The 19784-nt window shown below is 64.2% G+C and carries 20 protein-coding genes; 15 read left to right on the top strand and 5 right to left on the bottom strand.

Translation table 11 applies throughout. The features are described 5' to 3' along the window. The first annotated feature begins 145 nt into the window (after window positions 1–145). Window positions 146–313 carry a hypothetical protein gene (locus JFN90_RS10890; protein WP_199395145.1) on the top strand — a complete coding sequence of 56 codons (168 nt, stop codon included), beginning with the start codon at window positions 146–148 and terminating at the stop codon, window positions 311–313. Window positions 314–318: 5 nt separating this feature from the next. Here the strand turns inward: JFN90_RS10890 and JFN90_RS10885 are convergent, their stop codons facing one another. Continuing rightward, window positions 319–975 (bottom strand): hypothetical protein, encoded by a 657-nt coding sequence (locus tag JFN90_RS10885; protein ID WP_199395144.1) that lies wholly within the window; start codon window positions 973–975, stop codon window positions 319–321. Between the two features lie 639 nt (window positions 976–1614). Between JFN90_RS10885 and JFN90_RS10880 the strand changes: the two genes are divergently transcribed. The 10 genes from JFN90_RS10880 to JFN90_RS10835 all read left to right on the top strand — a co-directional run bounded on the left by JFN90_RS10880 (window position 1615) and on the right by JFN90_RS10835 (window position 10454). Continuing rightward, complete coding sequence (locus tag JFN90_RS10880; RefSeq protein ID WP_199395143.1) at window positions 1615–3018, top strand: cbb3-type cytochrome c oxidase subunit I; 1404 nt, start codon at window positions 1615–1617, stop codon at window positions 3016–3018. A 12-nt stretch (window positions 3019–3030) separates the two neighbouring features. Then, window positions 3031–3894, top strand: a complete 864-nt coding sequence (locus JFN90_RS10875) for a cbb3-type cytochrome c oxidase subunit II (RefSeq protein WP_199395142.1) — start codon at window positions 3031–3033, stop codon at window positions 3892–3894. Window position 3895: 1 nt separating this feature from the next. Further along, window positions 3896–4045, top strand: a complete 150-nt coding sequence (locus JFN90_RS10870; RefSeq protein ID WP_199395141.1) for a cbb3-type cytochrome c oxidase subunit 3 — start codon at window positions 3896–3898, stop codon at window positions 4043–4045. A 19-nt stretch (window positions 4046–4064) separates the two neighbouring features. Further along, window positions 4065–4556, top strand: coding sequence for a c-type cytochrome (locus tag JFN90_RS10865; protein WP_199395140.1), 492 nt, complete (start codon window positions 4065–4067; stop codon window positions 4554–4556). Further along, the gene (locus JFN90_RS10860; RefSeq protein WP_199395139.1) at window positions 4553–5776 is read left to right on the top strand and encodes a 4Fe-4S dicluster domain-containing protein; all 1224 of its coding nucleotides are present in this window, start codon (window positions 4553–4555) and stop codon (window positions 5774–5776) included. Before JFN90_RS10865 ends, JFN90_RS10860 begins: the two co-directional genes overlap by 4 nt. A 20-nt stretch (window positions 5777–5796) precedes the next feature. Continuing rightward, a complete protein-coding gene (locus JFN90_RS10855; protein WP_199395138.1) occupies window positions 5797–6252 on the top strand; it encodes a FixH family protein in 456 nt (151 codons plus the stop codon). Window positions 6253–6260: 8 nt separating this feature from the next. Next, window positions 6261–8669, top strand: a complete 2409-nt coding sequence (locus tag JFN90_RS10850; protein ID WP_236018950.1) for a heavy metal translocating P-type ATPase — start codon at window positions 6261–6263, stop codon at window positions 8667–8669. After that, window positions 8662–8940: a cbb3-type cytochrome oxidase assembly protein CcoS gene (gene ccoS / locus JFN90_RS10845; RefSeq protein ID WP_199395137.1), complete on the top strand. Its 279-nt coding sequence runs from the start codon at window positions 8662–8664 to the stop codon at window positions 8938–8940. The genes JFN90_RS10850 and ccoS overlap by 8 nt, the downstream gene beginning before the upstream one ends. Window positions 8941–9035: 95 nt before the next feature. Continuing rightward, entirely contained in the window at window positions 9036–9707 is a 672-nt protein-coding gene (locus JFN90_RS10840) for a sulfite exporter TauE/SafE family protein (RefSeq protein WP_199395136.1), read from the top strand. Window positions 9708–9872: 165 nt separating this feature from the next. Then, the gene (locus JFN90_RS10835) at window positions 9873–10454 is read left to right on the top strand and encodes a cob(I)yrinic acid a,c-diamide adenosyltransferase (RefSeq protein WP_199395135.1); all 582 of its coding nucleotides are present in this window, start codon (window positions 9873–9875) and stop codon (window positions 10452–10454) included. Here JFN90_RS10835 and JFN90_RS10830 read toward each other — a convergent pair. After that, on the bottom strand, window positions 10448–11413 hold the full coding sequence (locus JFN90_RS10830; protein ID WP_199395134.1) for a diguanylate cyclase: 966 nt from the start codon (window positions 11411–11413) through the stop codon (window positions 10448–10450). The two genes, JFN90_RS10835 and JFN90_RS10830, sit on opposite strands and share 7 nt — an antisense overlap. Beyond that, on the bottom strand, window positions 11410–15087 hold the full coding sequence (locus JFN90_RS10825; protein WP_199395133.1) for a PAS domain S-box protein: 3678 nt from the start codon (window positions 15085–15087) through the stop codon (window positions 11410–11412). Before JFN90_RS10825 ends, JFN90_RS10830 begins: the two co-directional genes overlap by 4 nt. A 240-nt stretch (window positions 15088–15327) precedes the next feature. On the opposite strand from JFN90_RS10825, the gene JFN90_RS10820 reads away from it, so the two are divergent. The 4 genes from JFN90_RS10820 (at window position 15328) to JFN90_RS10805 (ending at window position 17807) form a co-directional block, all read left to right on the top strand. Further along, window positions 15328–16701: a 4Fe-4S dicluster domain-containing protein gene (locus JFN90_RS10820; RefSeq protein WP_328755567.1), complete on the top strand. Its 1374-nt coding sequence runs from the start codon at window positions 15328–15330 to the stop codon at window positions 16699–16701. Window positions 16702–16755: 54 nt separating this feature from the next. Next, window positions 16756–17184: an FKBP-type peptidyl-prolyl cis-trans isomerase gene (locus JFN90_RS10815; protein WP_199395132.1), complete on the top strand. Its 429-nt coding sequence runs from the start codon at window positions 16756–16758 to the stop codon at window positions 17182–17184. Window positions 17185–17269: 85 nt separating this feature from the next. Continuing rightward, window positions 17270–17548 (top strand): type II toxin-antitoxin system Phd/YefM family antitoxin, encoded by a 279-nt coding sequence (locus JFN90_RS10810; RefSeq protein ID WP_199395131.1) that lies wholly within the window; start codon window positions 17270–17272, stop codon window positions 17546–17548. Beyond that, the gene (locus tag JFN90_RS10805; protein ID WP_199395130.1) at window positions 17538–17807 is read left to right on the top strand and encodes a Txe/YoeB family addiction module toxin; all 270 of its coding nucleotides are present in this window, start codon (window positions 17538–17540) and stop codon (window positions 17805–17807) included. The genes JFN90_RS10810 and JFN90_RS10805 overlap by 11 nt, the downstream gene beginning before the upstream one ends. Window positions 17808–17811: 4 nt before the next feature. Here the strand turns inward: JFN90_RS10805 and JFN90_RS10800 are convergent, their stop codons facing one another. Beyond that, window positions 17812–18429: a LysE family translocator gene (locus JFN90_RS10800; protein ID WP_199395129.1), complete on the bottom strand. Its 618-nt coding sequence runs from the start codon at window positions 18427–18429 to the stop codon at window positions 17812–17814. Window positions 18430–18446: 17 nt separating this feature from the next. After that, window positions 18447–19781: an MFS transporter gene (locus tag JFN90_RS10795; protein ID WP_199395128.1), complete on the bottom strand. Its 1335-nt coding sequence runs from the start codon at window positions 19779–19781 to the stop codon at window positions 18447–18449. Between the last annotated feature and the right edge of the window lie 3 nt (window positions 19782–19784).

Below are 19784 nucleotides of genomic sequence, written 5' to 3'. Positions count from 1 at the left end.
AACTCACTAGGAAATTTCGAAAACTGATTTACTATATCTGGAAAGATTTCCATTTCAATAGAGGCTTACCTTAAAATTGAATTAAATCATGTTAATACAAATCCTAAAACAGAGACTTGATCTGAATAACACAGGAGTGAGTGATATGGGCAAGGACAACAAGACGCTCTGCAAGTGGGACAAGGACGAGATAAAGGACAACCTGAAGGAGCTTAAGAAGATCGTCGCGGAGCCGCGCTACGTTTGCAAGAAATGCGGACGCGCGGCGAAGAAAGAGGAGCACCTCTGCAAGCCGGAGCCTCTGGACAAGTAGGAGAGCTAGCTCCCCTGTTTTTCGCCGGGGGCCGGACCTTCGTTGAGCCACTTCATCATCATGCCGCTTACGGGATTGCGCCTGCGGAACTCGTTGCGCACGTAGTCCATGAGCTTGTTCAACAGGTCCTCGAACTGCCCCCATTCCTTTTTCAGGTCATCTACGGCGAGCGGGTTCTGCGGCTCCCTCTGCACCCGGCGCAGCAGTTCCTCAAGCCGTTCCTGCCCCGTTTTCTGCTGGGTCAGCATATCCTTCACCGTCCTGATGAATTCCTCCGAGAAGAAGAGCCCCTGTTTCTGGAAGGTATCCGAGAAGTGTTCGCCGGTCCCCCTGATGGTCCTTAGCTGTTTCTCCGCCTGGGCGCGCTCTCCCTCACCCAGCGAGCCCAGGAACTCCCTCCCCAGCCGCAACTGATCGATCAGGGTGGCGTAGAGCCGCGCCAGCGCGTCGGACTTGTTCTCCTGCTGGACGATCTGCTCACACAGCCCTTCCCGGAACAGCTTCAGGGCCCGCTCCGTCTCGTTTCTCATCCGCACCCGGAAATCCTGGCAGCTCTGCTGGGTCACCTGCCTGATGAAGAAGTTGACGGCCCAATAGGTGGCCCCCAGCCAGACAACAAGCAGGGTCACGCCCGCCGCACAGTAGTAGATAACTTCGCTCATATGACTCCTCCGGGCCCGATCACCCAATCTTTCGCGCCCTTAACCAAATGAGGGGACTGGCTCCGCCAGGTGCCTGTCCCCTTAGGGTTTGGGTACGGTGGCATTGCGGAATGGAGCGTTCCGCTAGCGGGACAGGCACCTAGCGGAGCCAGTCCCTTCTGCTACCACCCCACTCTTCGGGCCGATGAACAGGGATAAGGCGACTCGCTTCTGTCAAACGAGGCATCCTGATACTGTGCGTATCGGCATCTGTTGAGGTTTCTGCAGACAAAAGAGGGGGATGGGATGTGGACAAGAAGCAAATCCCCCCTGTCCCCCCTTTCGCAAAGGGGGGACCTTAGTTCAACTTCAGCGGTCGGGGGCAACATAGCCTATGGTTCAACAGAATTCAGGACAACCAAAATGAAGGCGTATACAGGGGGAGCGCTTGCTAAACGGCGATTACAACTTAAACTAACACTTTGTTATTGCAGGATCATTGGACGTTACTCCGGCAAGACGCTCCATCCATCAGACAAAATCACGACAGTTCCAACATTTATGACATAAGCTCGCGGCGACTAAACGACGGGTGTCGGCTCGACATCCCGGTCGTTCACATGTTGCCTGCATTGATCCATTCATCTCCAGGAGGACGGCATGAACCAACAGGAAGGGTACGCTGACGACATCGTCAAAGGGTTTGTGATCTGGAGCATGGTATGGGGACTGGTAGCCGTTCTGGTCGGCGTCTTCATCTCATTCCAAATCGCCTTCCCGCAGCTTAACTTCCCCCCCTACCTCACCTACGGCCGCCTGCGCCCGATCCACACCAACGCCGGCATCTTCGGCTGGGGCATCGGCAGCTTCATGGCCTTCTTCATCTACATCACCCAGCGCCTGACCCGAACGAGCCTGTGGAGCCCGGGACTCGCCAAGGCGCAACTCTGGCTCTTCAACATCGTCATTGCGCTCGCCGCAGTGACGCTGGCCATGGGGATGAACCGCTCCAAGGAGTACGCCGAGCTGGAATGGCCGGTGGCGAGCCTCGTCGTGGTGCTCTGGGTCATCTTCGCGGTGAACATCGTTATGACTATCGTGAAACGGCGCGAGGAGCAGATGTACATCTCGCTCTGGTACATCCTGGCCACACTGGTCGGCGTCGCGGTGCTCTACCTGGTCAACAACGCCGCCATCCCCGTCTCGCTCACCAAGTCCTACTCGGCCTACGCCGGCGCCAACGATGCCAACGTGCAGTGGTGGTACGGACACAACGCGGTGGCGATGGTGCTTACCACGCCTCCTTTGGCCATCTTCTACTACTTCCTCCCCAAGGCGACGGGCGTCCCCATCTACAGCCACCGGATGGGGGTGATCGCCTTCTGGAGCCTCATCTTCATGTACCTCTGGACCGGGGCGCACCACCTCTTGTGGGCACCGGTGCCGGACTGGGTGCAGACGCTCGCCATGGGCTTCTCGGTCATGCTGATCGCCCCCTCCTGGGCCGCGGTCTTCAACGGCTACTTCTCGATGAACGGGCAGTGGCACCAGATGCGCGAGAACTACCTGGTCAAGTTCCTGATCTTCGGCATCACCTTCTATGGCCTACAGACGCTGCAGGGGCCGTCGCAGTCGATCCGCACCTTCTCCGCCTTCATCCACTTCACCGACTGGGTGCCGGGGCACGTGCACATGGGGACGCTCGGCTGGGTCTCCCTGGTCCTCTTCGCCGCCATCTACTACACCATACCGAGGCTCTACCACTCCGAGATCTACAGCATAGGCCTCGCCAACGTGCACTTCTGGCTGGTTTTGACTGGTCAGCTCATCTTCTCCATCACCATGTGGATCGCGGGGGTGCAGCAGGCGGCGATGCTGAACGCCACCAACCCGGACGGGAGCCTCCACTACAGCTTCATTGAAACCATGGTGGAACTCTACCCGTACTGGCACATGCGGGCCGTGGGCGGCGTGATCTACCTCGCCGGGCTCCTCGTCTTCCTCTACAACATCTACCAGACCATCGCCGGCGCCAAGACCCAGGCCGTGGCGCAAAGAGCCTAGGGAGGAGACGCCATGATAGAGAAGAAACCGATCATATTCCTGCTCCTGGCCACCGCCACCATCCTGGTCGGCACCATCATCACCATGGTGCTCCCCTTCCGGTGGATCAACGACCCGAAGCTCGCCATCGCCTCGGTGAAGCCCTACACCCCGCTGCAGTTGGAAGGACGTGACATCTACATCCGCGAGGGGTGTAACAACTGTCATACCCAGACGGTACGTCCGCTCCTCTCAGACACCGAGCGCTACGGCGAGTACTCAAAGAGCGGCGAGTTTGTCTACGACCAGCCTTTTCTCTGGGGCTCGCGCAGAAACGGCCCGGACCTGGCGAGGATCGGCGGCAAGTACCCGGACGCCTGGCACGTGAAGCACATGAAGGACCCGCGCTCCATGGTGCCGCGCTCCAACATGCCCGCCTACGACTTCCTGAACCGGCCGCTCGACACGAGCCTCTCGGAGAAGAAGATGAAGGCGCTCAAGTTCCCCTACACCCCCGCCGACATCCAGGCGCTGCAGGGCAAGAGCGAGATGGACGCCATCATCGCCTACATGCAGAAGGTGGGCAACGACATCCCCTGGAGAAAGACCGGCAAGACCGAGGTGCTGGGCGAGATGAAGAACCCGTTCCAAGACAACATGAGCGTGCTCCCCGAGGGACAAAAGCTCTACGCCGAGCACTGCGCCCAGTGCCACGGCATCGAACTGAAGGGCGAGGTGGGGCCGGACCTGCGCGACATGGACCAACCCGACGCCAAGGTGTTCGCCTCGGTCTACAGCGGCATCGCCGCGGGCGGCATGCCGGCCTTCGGCGACACGCTGGGCAAGGAGCGGACCTGGAAGGTGGTCACCTACCTGAAGTCCGTGCACAAGCACTGACATGGACAGCGCAAGCATCTACTACCTGGGAGTGACCCTCATCCTCTTCCTGATCTTTGTGGTCATCGTGGTGCGCACCTACAGCAAAAAGCACGCGGTGCGCGGCGAGGAACCCAAGTTCCGGATGATGGATGACGACTACCCGAACTAAGAATAAAAAGGAGGACGCGATGTCCGACGAAAATAAAGAGTACGACGGCATCAGGTACCGGGCGGAGAAAAGCTCCCCGCTGGTGTTCAGGGTCCTGTACTTCGGGCTGTGGACCTGGGGGATTATCTTCATGGCCTACTACCTGTTCAGCGGCTGGACCTCCTACGGGGAGTTCGACCAGATCAAGAAGGCCAAGGAGGCGCGCCTCGCCGTGCAGAAGGAGAAAGGGGAAGCAGCCCAGGCGGTCCCGACCAGCAAGGAAATCAAGAGCACCGACCTCGCCGCTGAAGGGAAGAAGGAGTTCGCCGAGAAGTGCGCGGCCTGCCACGGCGCCGACGGCAAGGGTGGGATCGGCCCCAACCTGACCGCCAAGCAGTACAAATACGGCAAGACGGCGCCTGAGGTGACCACGAGCATCAGTGACGGGCGCCCGGGGGGCATGCCGGGCTTCAAGAACGAGCTTTCCGGCGACAAGATCCAAGGGCTGGTACAGTACGTCCTGTCGTTTTGAGTGAAGTACCGCTAAAGAGCAGGCGCATCGCCCCCTGGCGCAAGGGGGTGCAGTGGCTCGCCACTCTCATCATCCTGGGGCTCCCGTTCATCCGTCCCGGCGGGGAGTCGCTGCTGCGCCTGGACGCGGGCACCAGGACGCTACTCTTCTTCGGCGCCAAGCTGCGCATCGAGGAGTTCTACCTCTTCCTGGTCGTGGTGCTGATCCTGGTCTTCGCCTTCTTGTTCGTGACCATGCTCTTCGGCAGGGTGTGGTGCGGCTGGCTCTGTCCCCAGACCACGCTAGGCGACCTGGCGGACTGGATCGAGCGCCGTACCAAAAAACTGCCCACGCCGCTGCGCGCTCCGCTCAGGCAGTCGTGTTTCCTGGCCCTCTCCGCCTTGGTGGGGGCCAACCTGGTCTGGTACTTCATCGCGCCGCCGGAGTTCTTCGCGAGACTCGCCGCGGGACAACTGGGTGCGGTGGCGGGGATCTCGCTGACGGTGACGGCGCTGGTGGTCTACCTCGACCTCGCCTTCGTGCGGCGCCGGTTCTGCAAGAGCGTCTGCCCCTACGGGCGCATCCAGCTGATGGCCATGGAGCGCGGCACGCTCACACTCGAGTTCGACCCAGCGTTGAAGGGAGTCTGCCTGCGTTGCGGCGCCTGCGTCAGGGCCTGCCCCACGGGGATCGATATCCGCGAAGGGCTGCAGATTGAGTGCATCAACTGCGGCCGCTGCCTGGACGCCTGCCGTGACGTCTTCGCCCCGCGCGGCCGCGGCGGGCTGATCCATTACACGTTCGGGCCGGCGGGTGCCGAAGGGTCGCGGCCGGTGAACCGGAAGGCGCTTCTTTTGGGGGGCGTGCTCCTGTTGCTGGTGGGGCTGCTGGTGTTCGGTGTGACCACACGCCAGGAGGCGACGCTCAAGGTGCAGCGTTCCGCAACCGGCGAGGTGAAGCGGCTCCCGGACGGCTCACTGGTGAACTTCTACTCTGCCTTCGTGGAAAACCGCGGCGCCGCGGCGCGCTCCTACTCGCTGGAGGCGGCGGCGCTGCCGGGGTACCGGGTGGAGCTGGTCGGCCCGGTGCGGGGGATAGCGCTGGCTGCCAATGAGAACAAGAAGATCGGATTCGCGCTGAAGCTGAACGCGGCGCCGCCGCCGGGGACGCAGGTGCAGCTGAGGCTCGTGTCGGAAGGGAAAACAGTGGCGGCGAGCCCGCTGCCGGTGGCGGTGCAATAAGAGGGATGAAGGAAGGAACCATGCAAAAAAGATCAACCAAATTCCCCTGCCGCTGGCGGATCGCCATCGTGCTCCTGATAGCCACCTTCCTCCTGGGGATGGGGACCACCATGTTCATCTCCGTCGAGCGCGGCAGCGCCGTCACCGACCCAGACTACTATCAAAACGGGCTCAACTACTCGAAGACCAGAAACGGCGCCTACAATGCCGGACTGGACTGGATCATGTCGGCCTCGCTCTCCGGCAGCGACCTGCAGGTACGGGTGCATGACGACAAGGGCGCCCCGGTCGCCGGCGGCAAGCTCTCGTTCCAGACCAGGCACGGCAACGAGAAAGAGGTGCTGACGCTGGCAGAAACCGCTCCCGGCATCTTCGTCGCCCCCTGGCCCGTATCCGGACAGGGCGAACTGCGCGGCGAGCTTCTCTTCACCAAGGGAGAGTCGATCGCCTCCCAGAAAGTGGTGTTCTTCAATTGAGAGGCGTATTGGCACCCTGTTACCATTGCGGCGGTGACATACCGCCGGGCATGCTGGTCGAGGAGCGCAACGCGGACTCGGTGCTCTCCTTTTGCTGCCACGGCTGCCACGGGGCCTATCTCCTCATCAGCGGGTCCGGGCTCGCCGACTACTACCGCCGGCGCGACTGGCAGGAAACGGGGCTCATCCCCCAGGCCTTCAAGGGGGAGTACCGCGACGCCTACCTGTCCCGTTTCGTCTACCCCTCGGCCGAGGGGAGCGTCATCGACATCATCATCGACGGCATCCGCTGCGCCTCGTGCGTCTGGCTGAACGAAAAGATCATCGGCGCCATTCCCGGCGTGCTCGATGCGCGGGTCAACTACGCCACCGGCCGGGCCCGGGTCCGCTTCGACCCGGAACGGATCTCCCCCTCCGCCATCTTCAACCGCATCGACCAGATCGGCTACGTGCCGCGCCCCTACACCGAGGACGCCGCGCGCGAGGCGGGACAGCGGGTGCACAAGGATCTCCTGGTCCGTTTCGGCACCGCCTTCTTCCTCACCATGCAGCTCATGGCCTACGCCTTCGCCCTGTACGCCGGCTATTTCCAGGGGATCGAGCCGCAGATGAAGGCGTACCTGCAACTCTTCTCGCTCCTGGTCACCACGCCCGTGGTCTTCTACTGCGGCTGGCCCTTCCTCGCCGGGGCCTGGCGCGGCGTCTTGAACGGCGCTCCCAACATGGAGCTTTTGATCACCATCGGCACCCTCTCCTCCTACGGTTACAGCGTCTACGCGACCTTTGTCGGGGGCGAGGTCTACTACGAGACCGCCGCCATGATCGTTACCCTGATTCTCGCCGGGAGGCTCCTGGAAAACGGCGCCAAGAGACGGGCCTCGAGCGGGATCGGGAGGCTTTTGGAACTCTGCTCGGGGCAGGCCCAGCGCTTCGTTGGGGAACAGCTGGAGAGCGTGGACCCCTCCGAGCTGAACCCGGGGGACCTGATCCTGGTGGCGCCGGGGGAACGCTTCCCGGTGGACGGGACGGTCCTGGAGGGGATGAGCGACGTGGATGAATCGGCCGCCACCGGGGAGCCGCTGCCGCAGCTGAAAAAGACGGGAGACGAGGTCATCGCCGGCAGTTCCAACCTGACCGGCGCGGTGCGGGTGCACTGCCTCAGGAAAGTCGGGGACAGCTTCATCGCCCGGGTGGCCCACCTGGTGGAGGAGGCCCAGAGCCGGCGCGCGCCGATACAGGCCATCGCCGACCGGGTCAGCGCCTACTTCGTCCCGGCCGTGCTCACCCTCGCCGTGGCCACATTCTGCTGGCACTACAGCCAGGGGCGATCGCTCGGGGCGAGCCTCATGGTGGCGTTGGCGGTGCTGGTGATCGCCTGTCCCTGCGCGCTCGGCCTCGCCACCCCGACCGCCATCCTGGCCGGCACCGGGGCCGCCGCGGGGCACGGCATCGTGTTCAAGGGCGGGGACGTGCTGGAGCGGTTTAGCCGGGTCAGCATCGCCGTCTTCGACAAGACGGGCACCCTCACCCGCGGCGCTCCCATGCTGGTCGACATCCAAGCGAGCGCGGGCCTTACGCCGCGCCAGGTGCTGGCGCTGGCCGCCGCGGTGGAATGCGGCTCGCTACACCCCATCGCCAAGGCGGTGCGGGACTACGCGGCCCGGCACGACATCGAGTACCCCGCCGGCACCGAGCTGGTCACACTGGCCGGCGCGGGTGTCACCGGCCGGTTGGGGAGCGAGGCGATCGCCCTCGGGAGTGTACCCTTCCTGGAACGCCTGGGGGTGAAGGGTATCCCGGCCGAGCTGGAATCGCCGGAGGGGGGAATGCTGGTGGGCGTGGCCCGGACCGGGCGTTACTGCGGCACCCTGACCTTCAAGGACCGGATGCGCGACGACGCCCCGGGGATGGTCTCCTACTTCCGGCGCCAGGAGATCGATACCCTGCTGTTAAGCGGGGACCGCCAGGAGTGCACCGACAAGGTCGCCAAGTGCGCCGGGGTGGCCAGGGGCATCGGCTCCCTGTCGCCCGCTGACAAGACCAGGGAGATTGAGAAGCTGCAGGCCAACGGCGCCACCGTGCTCATGGTGGGGGATGGTATCAACGACGCCCCCGCCCTCTCGGCCGCCGACGTCGGCTGCGCCGTGGCTGGCGGCACCGACATCGCCCTGGAGACCTCGGACCTGGTCCTCGCCAAGCCGGACCTGGAGCGCTTGTCGCAGGCGCACCGGATGGCGCGGCGCACCATGGCCGTGGTACGCCAGAACCTGGTTTGGGCCTTTCTCTACAACCTGATCGGTATCCCGCTCGCCATGACCGGGCGCCTGACCCCGATCTACGCCGCGGCCGCCATGGCGCTTAGTTCCGTATGCGTGGTCGGCAACTCGCTGAGGCTCATGAGGACTCCGGATGAATAACTCCCTTTGTGCACTGATAGTTCTCTCCTTCTTCTTGGGCTGCGGCTGCTGGCTGTTCTTCCTGTGGGGGGTACAAAAAGGCGAATTCACCGATATGGAGCGCCCCAAGCACCGGATGCTGGACGACGACGAGCCTCCGCCCCCGTCCCGGGCAGAGGTTCCCCCCACCCCGTCCGTCCCCGTGGCCGATGGGCACGAACTCACCATGTCGCACCGCCTCCCGGATTCCGAAGAACCGCAGGCGGCGGTGAGGGCTGTGCCGCACCGATAACACCAAGATGAAGGGGACTGGCACCTATCGCAGTTCAAAGGGGACTGGCACCTATCGGAGCCAGTCCCCCTCCCCCCCCACTACACGGAGAACCTATGCTACAGATCTGGTTGGCGTTCATGGCCGGCTTAGCCGGCAGCTTCCACTGCATCGGGATGTGCGGCGGCATCGTGGCCGCCATCTCCCTGAAGGACAAGGAGGGGGCGCTGGCTGCGCGGCTCAAGTCGCAGCTCTTCTACAACACCGGGCGCATCGCCACCTACACCCTGCTCGGCGCCACGGCCGGGCTGATCGGTTCGTCGCTCGACCTGTTGGCCATGAAGAGCGTCTTTCGCTGGTTCATGGTGGGGGCCAACGTCATGGTGATCATGGTGGGGCTCTCCTCGGCACTGGGGCTGAGCGTCCTCAACCTCTCCACCCTGGAAGGGACCGGTGCGCGCTTTCTCACCACCCCGGTGCGCCGCGCCCTCGCCGCCCCCTCCCCCCTCGCCTCCCTGCCGCTCGGGCTCATGCTGGGGCTGCTCCCTTGCGGGCTGGTCTACGCTCCGCTGCTGGTCGCCGCCGGGACCGGGAGCCCCGTCACCGGCGCCGCCACCATGGCCGCCATGGGACTGGGCACCGTTCCCGTCATGCTCGGCTTCGGGACCGCGTCGAGCGCCGTCTCCGGCGCCCTCAGAAACGCCATGCTGCGCGCCGCCGGCGTCGCCATCGCCCTCATGGGAGTGGCTGGTTTGTGGAAGGTCTTGGCCAAGAGCTGCTGTCATTGATTCCCCCCCGAAAAGCGGTTACGCAAAGAACGCGGAGTATCCGCTAAGAACGCAAAGAAGGCTTGGGCGTGAACAACAAAAGCCTCTCTTCGCGAACTTCGCGCATCTGTGCGTACTTTGCATAACGGCTTTTAAATGGGTTAGAATATCCGGGGAGGCGCTATCATGAAAAGCCAGGGAAGCCCGCCGCTGCAAATACACAAGCTGGAACCGAAGGTGAAGCAGGGACTGACCGTCGTCATCACCGGCCACGGCAAGGGGAAGACCACCTCGGCGCTCGGGATGGCGTTACGCGCCTGCGGGCACGGCATGAAGGTGTGCATCATCCAGTTCATGAAGGGAGACCTCTACGCGGGGGAATGGGACGGGGTGAAGCTTTTGGGGGACCAGGTGGAACTGCACACCACCGGCAAGGGGTTCTGCGGCATCCTGGGCAACCCGTATCCCAAGAGTGAGCACCGGGCCAACGCGCAGGACGCGGTGCGGCTCTCCTTGGAGAAGATTGATTCGGGCGCCTTCGACATGGTGGTTCTCGACGAGATCAACAACGCCCTGCAACTGCAGTTGGTCGACCTGGAACAGGTCCTGGAGATCCTGTCGCGCAAGCCGCCGCTCATGCATCTCGTGCTCACCGGGCGTGACGCGCACCCTCTAGTGATCGAGTTGGCCGACACCGTGAGCGAGGTGGTCGAGGTGAAGCACGCCTACCGTAAGGAAATAGAACCGCAGCCGGGCGTTGATTACTGACCCCAGACCGAGACCCGGTTCCTCCCCTCCTCCTTGGAACGGTACATGGCCTCGTCGGCGGCGGTTATGAACCACTCCTGGTCGTTCTCCCGCCCCACCAGCACTCCCGCCACGCCCAGGCTCATGGTGACTATGCCGAACTCCGACTGGCCGTGCGGCAGGGCCTGCGCGAGCAGTTCCAGCCTGAGCCGCTCGGCCAGGTGCCCCGCCAGCTCGCCGCTGGTGTCGGGCAGGATAACGGTGAACTCCTCGCCGCCGTAGCGTGCCACCACCTCTCCGGCGCGCTTGAAACTCTTCCTGAGCAGTTCCCCCACCAGTTGCAGGCACTTGTCCCCGGCGAAATGGCCGTAGAGGTCGTTGAACCTCTTGAAGTGGTCTATGTCGCACATGATGAGCGAGAGGTTGCGCCCGTTGCGCGCGGCGCGCTGGATCTCCGAACGCAGTGACTCGTCGAAATGACGCCGGTTGGCGATCCCGGTCAGGCCATCCTGGCGCGCCAGTTCCTCCAGCTCCCGGTTCTTCCGTGCCAGCTCCGTACTGAGCTTTTCCAGCAGGTCCCCCCTGCGCTTCAGCTCCAGGTGGTTGCGCACCCGCGCCACCACGATGGCGGGGCGAATCGGCTTGGTGAGGTAGTCAATGGCCCCCTCTTCCAGTCCCCTGGCCTCGTCCTCGTCGTTGCCCATGGCGGTCACGAACACCACCGGGATGTGCGCCGTCGCCGGGTCCTGCTTCAGGACGCGGCAGACCTGGTAGCCGTCCATGTCGGGCATCATGATGTCCAAGAGCACCAGGTCCGGGGTTTGCTCCCGCACCATGCGCACGCCGTCCGCGCCGCTCTTGGCGAACAGCACGTCGAACTCCCCCTTCAAGATCTTGTACAGGATCTCGATGTTGGCCGTGGTGTCGTCCACGATCAGGATTTTGCCTCTTCCTGCTTCTTCCGCTCCCTCGACGCTCATATCCTTAGCTCCAGCTGTTCGATGATGTCCCGTAAAATGACGCCGGCGTCGCCGAAATCAAGCGCCTGCAGCGCGGCATCCAGCCGCTGCGACAACTCCCCCGCCAGCAGGGGGCGCATCTCCTCCCACACCGCCAGGGCACTCATGTTCTGGCTCGCCAGCAGCCGTGTCAGGGTGCGGGCCAAGGCGGTCACCGGCTCGGGATCATCGCATTCGATGCGCACCGAAGCGGTACCAGCCAACCTCGCGGCGGTGGCGCTTACCTCCCCTTGCAGCCGCCCGACGGAGGCCATCACCTCCTCCAGCTTCTCCGCAAAACGCTCCAGGGTCTCGTGGACCAGGCTGGCGTCGTTACCCTGCAGAGCCAGCTCCAGCGAGGCGGCGGCGCTGCCGAGCCAGATCGCGCCCAGGTTCCCCGCGCTCCCCTTGACCGTGTGGATCAGGCGCCGGGCCTCTTTCAGGTCGCCCGCGCCGGCGGCCGCCGCGATCCGGCGCACCAGTTCCTCGTTGTCCCGATGGAAGCGGACCAGGAGCTTCTTCAGGAGCTTGCCGTCCTGGAGCCTGGCCTTGGCCCGCTGCAGGTCCAGTCCGGGCAGGTAGTCGGGAAGTTCCTCCTCGGTGCCTGGCGCCGCGTCCAGCGCCGCCGGCTCCGGATGCACCGACTGCGTCCCCACCCAGCGCCTCAGGGTCGCGAAGAGCCCCGGCACGTTGATCGGCTTGTCCACCTGGTCGTTCATGCCCGCCTCGCGGCAGAGCAGGCGTTCCCCCGGCAGGGCGCTGGCGGTCATGGCGATAATGGGGAGCCGCTCCAGTGCGGGGTCGAGCCGCATGCGCCGGGTCGCCTCCAGCCCGTCCATCACCGGCATGTGCACGTCCATGAGCACGGCATGGTACTCCGCCCCGGGGGCGTGCACCATGGAAAGCGCCTCCGCGCCGTTACGGGCCAGTTCGACGGTGACCCCGCCCCGCTCCAGGATGAACCGGGCCACCTCCTGGTTGATCGGGTTGTCCTCCACCAGGAGGACGCGCATGCCGGCCGCGGCCAGGGCGGCTTCCCCCCCGGCCGGGGTCTCAGGGAGCGAAGCCTGTCCCGGCTGGGATATCCCGAAACGGGCCATGAAGCTGAAGGTGCTGCCGCGCCCCGGCTCGCTCTCCACCGCCATCTGCCCCTCCATGAGCTGTACCATCTCGCGGCAGATGGCGAGACCGAGGCCGGTGCCGCCGTAGCGGCGGGTGGTGGAGTTGTCGGCCTGGGTGAATGGGGTGAAGAGCCCCTCCCGCTGGCTGGCGTCCATGCCGATCCCGGTGTCCGTGACCGAGAAGCGCAGCGTCGCGTACCCCTGTTCCACGGCCACGAGCGCTACCCCGACCTCGACCTTCCCTTTGTCGGTGAACTTGATGGCGTTGCCGGCGAGGTTCAACAGCACCTGCCCCAGCCGGAGCGGGTCCCCCACCAGGAGCTCCGGGATGCCCGCGCCGGCGGTGACCGCGAACTCGATCTCCTTGTCCCGCAGGATCGCCCCGACCACGTTCTGCAGGTCGGAGAGCACCTGCTCCAGCCGGAACGGGATGCGCTCGAGCTCCATCTTTCCCGCCTCTATCTTGGAGAAGTCGAGGATGTCGTTAATGACGCGCAGCAGCACCCCCGAGGCGCTCTGCGCCTTGTCCAGGTAATCCTTCTGCTGTTCGGAGAGTTCGGTCTGCCGCAACAGGTAGAGCATGCCGAGCGCCGCGTTCATGGGGGTGCGGATCTCGTGACTCATGTTGGCCAGGAACTCGCTCTTGGCGCGGGTGGCCGACTCGGCCGCCTCGGTGGCGCGGCGCAGCTCCTCTTCCGCCCGTTTCCTCTCGGCGATGTCGAAGAAGGTCACTACCCCGCCCACCACTTCACCATCCTGCAGCTGCGGATAGGACCAGTACTCGACAGCGAAACTGGTGCCGTCGGCGCGCCAGAAGACCTGGTCGTCGTTGTGCATCCCCTGGGTTCCCCCCAGCACGCGGTAGAGCGGACACTCCTGCACCGGGTACGGAGAGCCGTCGGAAGCGGTGTGGTGGATGAGCAGGTGCATGTTCTTCCCCAGCAGCTCGTCGGTGCCGGAGTAGCCGAGCAACGCGGCGCAGGCGCGGTTGGCGAAGGTGCAGTTGCCGAGGAGGTCCATCCCGAAGATCGCCTCCGCGGTCGACTCCAAAAGGAGCCTGATGCGCTCGTCGCTTCTGATCAGCGCCTCCTCAGCCCATTTTCTCTCGGTGATGTCCTCCTTCACCGCCACAAAGTTGGTGATCTCGCCTTTGTCACCCGTTACCGAGGCGATCGAGGCGCTTTCCCAGTAGAGGTCGCCGTTCTTGCGCCGGTTGCGCATCTCGCCGTGCCACGTGCGCCCGGAGAGCACCGTCTGCCACATCTCGGCGTAGAACTCGGGAGGGTGCCACCCCGATTTCACGATCCGGGGATTCTCCCCCAGCACCTCCTCGGCGCTGTAGCCGGTCACCTTGCTGAAATGGGGATTGACGTATTCGATGCGGCCATCGCGGTCGGTGACCATGACCGTCACCGGCGCCTGGTCGATGGCCAGCCGCAGCTCGCGCGCCGATTCCTTCTGCCGGCGCAGGTCCTGGATCATGCGGTTGAAAGCGTCGGCCAGGGTGCCGATCTCGTCCCCGGTCCGGATCACCACCGGCTCCAGCTCCCGGTCCTGGTCGCTGATCCCCTCCACGTGGCGGATGAAGGTCACCAAAGGCGCCGTCAGCCCCCTCATGAACAGCAGGCAGACCAGGACGCTTCCGGCCAGGGCCGCCACCAGCCCGGCCGCCAGGAGCACCTTGGCCTCCCGCACCGGCGCGTAGGCCTCGGTGAGGGGAAAGTTCGATGCGAGGATCCACTCCGTGCTGTTGAGACGCTTGAAGGCAGCCACCGCGGGGAGGCCGCGCGAGGTGACCGTTTCCCCGGCCCCCTCGTAGCCGGCCGCGGCACGGTCCAAAAGGGGGTTGGTGCCCGGCGTGGGAAGACGCTTCAGGATACGCTCCTGGTCCGGATGGGTGATGACGACGCGCTCCCTGTTGAAAAGGTAGAGATAGCCGTTTTTGCCCACCCGGTCGTGGGCGAGTTTGCCCAGGAAGTTGTCCTTGTACAGGTCGATCATGCCGCCGATCATCCCCAGCATGTTCCCCTTGCCGTCCAGCACCGGGACCACGAAGGCGACCGTGGGGTGACGGTGCGCCTGGGTGGAGATGAAGGGGTCGGAGATGACGGGCTTTTTAAGGCGGGCGGCCTCGCGGTAGAAGTCACGGAAGGAGTAATCCCGGCCGATCAGTCTCTTTTCCAGGGGATTGACCGCCAGGAGCTTCCCCTTGGCGTCGAAGATGAAGATGTCGCTGTCGAAAAGGGCCAGGGTATCCGGTCGCTGTTCCAGGAAACGCTGGGCCAGCAACGGGCTGTTGAAGAGCCGGTGCGGAATGGTTTTGGCGAGGGCCTCGAGCTGAAGCTGGGTGATGCGCATCTTGCTGTCGATCTCGCCGGCCATGGAAGTGACCATGGAGAACTGCTGCTCCGACACGGTCTCCTGGTACTGCTTCTCCAGGAACCACGCCGCGCACAGCGTCATGAAGGAGAGCACCAGCGTCACCAGCAGGGACACCATGAGGCTCATCTTGGTTGTCAGGCTCAGTTTCTTCATGATCAGAGGGCGCTCCTCGCCAGCACCGGACCAGGCGGCCCGGCACGGGGGGCCGCGGACCGCGTCAGCCGCTTTTTTCCTCTTCGGCGCCGGAGGGGGGATCTTTAATTAGCAAGGTCAGGAATAACGAAAGAAAACGCCGGAAAAGCCTAGGGAGTGGTGACCATTACCGGCGGTTGCCTGCCGTGGGCGGACTGTTATACTGGCACATTGTCTTTTTTTAATAAAAGGAGCCGCACCGTGCCAGAGCAGCGATCAAACGACGGTTATCATCGCCTGATGCGGCGGGTGAACCTGTTCCCGCAGGGCGCGCCCGACTCCGATCTCCTGCTGAGGATCTTCTCCCTGTTGTGCAACGAGCGGGAGGCGACGCTTTTGAGCATGTTGCCGCTGCGCCCGTTTTCGGCGGCCAGGGCGGCCAGGGTCTGGAACCTCCCCGTCCAGCAGACGCGCGCCCTGCTGGAGCAGCTCGCCTCGCGCTCGCTGCTGCTCGACATCGAGCGCGACGGCAGGATGGTCTACATCCTTCCTCCCCCGATGGCGGGGTTCTTCGAGTTCTCGCTGATGCGGATGCGCCCGGACCTGGACCAGCAGGAGTTGTCCCGCCTCTTTTTCCACTACATCAACGTCGAAGATGCCTTCATCCGCGACCTCTTTGCCGGCGGCGAGACCTCGCTGGGGCGGGTGTTAGTGAACGAGGAGGCGATTCCGGACGAGAAGGCGTGCCAGGTGCTCGATTACGAGCGGGCCAGCGAGGTGATCAAGAGCGCCAGCCACATAGCGGTGGGGCTTTGCTACTGTCGGCAGAAGATGGCGCACGTGGGGCGTGCCTGCGACGCGCCGCTGGACATCTGCCTGACCCTGAACCTGGCGGCGCAGTCGCTGCTGCGGCGCGGCGTGGCGCGCCGAGTGGAGAGCGCGGAGGGGCTGGACCTGCTGCAAAAGGCGCGCGACCTGAACCTCGTGCAGTGCGCGGACAACGTGCAGCAGCGGGTGAACTTCATCTGCAACTGCTGCCGCTGCTGCTGCGAGGGGCTCATCGCCACCCGCAGGCTCGCCATTCCCAACGCCATGTACAGCACAAACTTCGTACAGACCACGGCGGCCCATCGCTGCACCGGATGCGGCAAGTGCGCCGCCAGCTGCCCGGTCGACGCGATCACCATGGAAGCCGAAGAAACACTGTCCCCCCTCCCTGACCCTCCCCCTCCGGGGGAGGGGATGTCCGTACAGCTCCTCACCCCGGAGGGGGGAGGTCGGGAGGGGGGCGGCCGGAAGGCGCGGGCCGCCACCGACTTCTGCCTGGGGTGCGGGGTCTGCGTACGCGCCTGCCCCGCCGGCGCCATCCGGCTCACCAGCCGCGCCAGGCGCGTCCTGACGCCGGTGAACACGGCGCACCGCCTGGTGCTCATGGCGATCGAGCGCGGCAAGCTGCAAAACCTCATCTTCGACAACCAGGCCTACCTGAGCCATCGCGCCATGGCGGCCATACTAGGGGCCATCCTCAGGTTGCCGCCTATCAAGAGGCTCATGGCGAGCGAACAGCTGAAATCCCGGTATCTTGGGCGCCTGCTGGAGCACGTGGAAGTGGACGGTTTCTCCGGGTACGATTGAAAGGGCGGCTGGCGGCTGACGGCTGGGAGGAGATCCGATCAAGGGAGGTGGCACATGCCAACGGTAAAGTACGGCAGTACGGTGCGGGTGCATTACACGACCCAGCGCAAAAACGGCGAGGTAGTCGAATCGACGGCGGGGGGAGACCCTCTGCTTATCACGGTGGGCCAGGGGAAGGTGATGCGGGGGCTGGAGGAGGCGCTGGAAGGGATGTCGGCGGGTGAATCGAAGCGGGTCACCCTGCCGCCGGACAAGGCCTACGGGCGCCGCGACCCTTCCGCAGTGTCCCGCTTCTCCCGCGACTCGGCCGCTCCCATCGGCGGCAGCGTGACCGAGATGCAGCGCGAGGTGGTGAACCAGGGGACCTCGGACGAGTTCAGCATCGTCACCACTGAAAAGGGAGTGAACCTGGACCGCAACCCGCACCTGGCCGGCGAAGAGATCGTGCTGCAGATCGACGTGGTGGAAATAGAAAACACCTGAGGAACCGGGAACCTCCTGTTGGCTCTTGCCAAAAAGAAGGTGTTGCTGTACGGTACTGCTGTACAACTCGCCAGGGAGGCGGCACATGTTGAAGACCACCTACACCAACGCCCGGGCCAACCTGGCCGGGCTTTGCGATGAAGTGACCAAGAACCGCGAGATCGTCATCATCGATCGCCGCAGCGGCGAGAGCGTCGCCATGATAGCTGCGGACGAACTGGCCAGCCTGGTCGAGACGGCGCACCTGATGCGCTCGCCCAAGAACGCGCAACGGCTGCTGACGGCGCTGGAACGTGCCCTGAAGCGGGAGGGCGAGCCGGAAACGGTCGACGCGCTCCGAACGGAGCTGGGCGTTGGCGCCTAAACACCGTGAAGCGATATTCCACCCGGAGTTTCGCGAAGACCTGCGCCATTGGGTGAAGGTGGACCGCAAGACGGCGCTGCGAGCTCTGTCACTGGTGGAGGCGGTGATGCGGGACCCTTTCCAAGGTATCGGCAAACCCGAACCCCTAAAGTACCTCTCCCCCGGCGTCTGGTCCCGCCGTCTCACCCAAGAGCATCGGCTGGTGTACCTGGTCAGCGACGACCGGGTTGATTTCCTCCAGGCCCGCTACCACTACTGATCCCCTACCATATTCCCAGCAGTTTCACCCCTTCCCGGAACAAGAGCAGCGCAAAGAAGGTCAGCAGCGCGCCGAGCAGGCGCATGATCCAGAGGTAGACCCGGCTTCCCATGAAGGCGCGCGACCGCCCTACCGCGACGGCGAGCACGATCTTGGCGCCGACGAGGCTCAGGTAGAAGCTCCCGATGAAGGCGACAAAGGCGACCGGACCCACTTTGAGCGACCGGGTCAAAAGCGGCGCGCCCACGGTGATCCAGAACAGGTAAGGGTGCGGGCTGAGGAAGTTGGTCAGCACCCCCTTCCTGAGCGACTTGGGAGGCTCCTTGGGAAGATCCAGCTCGACCGGTCGCGCCCGCAGGGAGTGGTAGCCCGTGTAGAGCACGAAGAGGCCGCCGGCGAGCGACAGGGCGCCCAGGATGCCGTGATATCCGGAGAGGTTCATCAACAAAAAGAGCGTGGCGGCGATGATGGGGAAATCGGTGATGATGGGGGAGAGCGCCACCCTCACGCCGGAGCGGGTGCCGTGGGTGAGCGTCTCGGAGATGACCAGCATCAAAAGCGGCCCCGGTGAGAACCCCGCCGAGCAACCAAGAACAAAACCTGCGGTAATAAAATCGATCATCTACAGTTCACTTTCCTTTATTCTTTCTCTTTTGGCAGCTGTGGCTGCTCGGCGGCAGTCTCCATGCCTTGGGCGACTTCTCTGACGATGCCCATGCGGGCGTAGATGGGACGGATCATCTGCCTGATACGGGGGAGGTTCCTGGCGAAGACGAACGCTCCGGCGAGGCAGCAACAGGCCCCGATCACCAGCGTCACCCGCGGGCCGACCACTTTGGTCATGGCACCGGCGCCCAGGCTGCCGAAGGGGGTCATCCCCATGAAGGCCATGGTAAAGAAGCTCATCACCCGACCGCGCTTGTCCTCCTCCAGGATGGTCTGCAAGATGGTGTTGCAGGAGGCGACCAGGGTCATGGCGCCGAAGCCGGCCACGACCAGCGCGGCAAGGGAGAGCGCCATGCTGCTCGAGATGGCGAAGACGGCGACCCCGACGGAGAAAAGGCAGGTGGAGAAGACGATCACCTTGCCCAGTCCGAGGACGCTGCCGCGGGAGGCGAGGTAGATGGTGCCGACCAGGGCGCCGCATCCGGCGGCGGTCATCAGGAAACCGAAGGTGTGGGCGCCGCCGTGCAGAATGTCCTTGGCGAAAACCGGGATCAGCACCGTGTACGGCATGCCCGTCAGGCTCATCAGCGCGACCAGCAGCAGGATGCTCCGGATGGGGCCGAAGCCGAAAGCATAGACGAAACCTTCCTTGAGTTCATGGTAGATGTGGCGCCGGGGCTTTTCCGTGCCCCCCCTGGGCTCGATGCGCATCGCGGCAAGGGCAACAAGGACGGCCAGGTAGCTGGCGCTGTTCAGCAGGAAGCAGATCCCCTCTCCCACTGTGGCTACCAGCAGGCCGGCGACGGTCGGGCCGATCAGGCGGGCGGCATTGACCATGGAGGAGTTGAGCGCAATGGCGTTGCCCAAGTCCTCGCGTTCGGTCACCATCTCGACCACGAAAGACTGGCGCACCGGGATGTCGAACGCGTTCACCACGCCCAAAACCAGGCTGAGCACCACGATGTGCCAGACCTGGACCACCCCGAGCATCACCGCCGCGGCCAGGAGTGCCGCCTGGACCATGGCCAGCGCCTGGGTCAGCATGAGCAGGCGGCGCCGGTTGCAGCGATCCGCAAAGACGCCCGCCACCGGTGCAAAGATGAAGGTGGGGACCTGGCTGGTGAAGCCAACCACCCCGAGGAGCACGGCCGAATCGGTGAGCCGGTACACGAGCCAGCTCATGGCGACCTGCTGCATCCAGGTGCCGACCAGCGATACGCTCTGGCCGGCCACGAAGAGCCGGTAGTTGCGGGAGCGCAGCGCCCGGAGCAGCACCTTGGCGCGCGATATGCCGGCGAGTGGGCTCATGAG

The organism is Geomonas propionica (genome assembly GCF_016458235.1).
Classification (GTDB): Bacteria; Desulfobacterota; Desulfuromonadia; order Geobacterales; family Geobacteraceae; genus Geomonas; species Geomonas propionica.
This window is presented reverse-complemented; position numbering and strand designations above follow the sequence as displayed.

Excerpts from the sequence above, each read along its gene's own strand:
- ccoS (WP_199395137.1), top strand. The coding sequence starts at position 8,662 with ATGAATAACTCCCTTTGTGCACTGATAGTTCTCTCCTTCTTCTTGGGC.
- JFN90_RS10800 (WP_199395129.1), bottom strand. The coding sequence starts at position 18,429 with ATGATCGATTTTATTACCGCAGGTTTTGTTCTTGGTTGCTCGGCGGGG.
- JFN90_RS10855 (WP_199395138.1), top strand. The coding sequence starts at position 5,797 with ATGCAAAAAAGATCAACCAAATTCCCCTGCCGCTGGCGGATCGCCATC.
- JFN90_RS10870 (WP_199395141.1), top strand. The coding sequence starts at position 3,896 with ATGGACAGCGCAAGCATCTACTACCTGGGAGTGACCCTCATCCTCTTC.
- JFN90_RS10835 (WP_199395135.1), top strand. The coding sequence starts at position 9,873 with ATGAAAAGCCAGGGAAGCCCGCCGCTGCAAATACACAAGCTGGAACCG.
- JFN90_RS10810 (WP_199395131.1), top strand. The coding sequence starts at position 17,270 with ATGTTGAAGACCACCTACACCAACGCCCGGGCCAACCTGGCCGGGCTT.
- JFN90_RS10815 (WP_199395132.1), top strand. The coding sequence starts at position 16,756 with ATGCCAACGGTAAAGTACGGCAGTACGGTGCGGGTGCATTACACGACC.
- JFN90_RS10840 (WP_199395136.1), top strand. The coding sequence starts at position 9,036 with ATGCTACAGATCTGGTTGGCGTTCATGGCCGGCTTAGCCGGCAGCTTC.
- JFN90_RS10825 (WP_199395133.1), bottom strand. The coding sequence starts at position 15,087 with ATGAAGAAACTGAGCCTGACAACCAAGATGAGCCTCATGGTGTCCCTG.
- JFN90_RS10865 (WP_199395140.1), top strand. The coding sequence starts at position 4,065 with ATGTCCGACGAAAATAAAGAGTACGACGGCATCAGGTACCGGGCGGAG.
- JFN90_RS10830 (WP_199395134.1), bottom strand. The coding sequence starts at position 11,413 with ATGAGCGTCGAGGGAGCGGAAGAAGCAGGAAGAGGCAAAATCCTGATC.
- JFN90_RS10890 (WP_199395145.1), top strand. The coding sequence starts at position 146 with ATGGGCAAGGACAACAAGACGCTCTGCAAGTGGGACAAGGACGAGATA.
- JFN90_RS10795 (WP_199395128.1), bottom strand. The coding sequence starts at position 19,781 with ATGAGCCCACTCGCCGGCATATCGCGCGCCAAGGTGCTGCTCCGGGCG.
- JFN90_RS10875 (WP_199395142.1), top strand. The coding sequence starts at position 3,031 with ATGATAGAGAAGAAACCGATCATATTCCTGCTCCTGGCCACCGCCACC.
- JFN90_RS10885 (WP_199395144.1), bottom strand. The coding sequence starts at position 975 with ATGAGCGAAGTTATCTACTACTGTGCGGCGGGCGTGACCCTGCTTGTT.
- JFN90_RS10880 (WP_199395143.1), top strand. The coding sequence starts at position 1,615 with ATGAACCAACAGGAAGGGTACGCTGACGACATCGTCAAAGGGTTTGTG.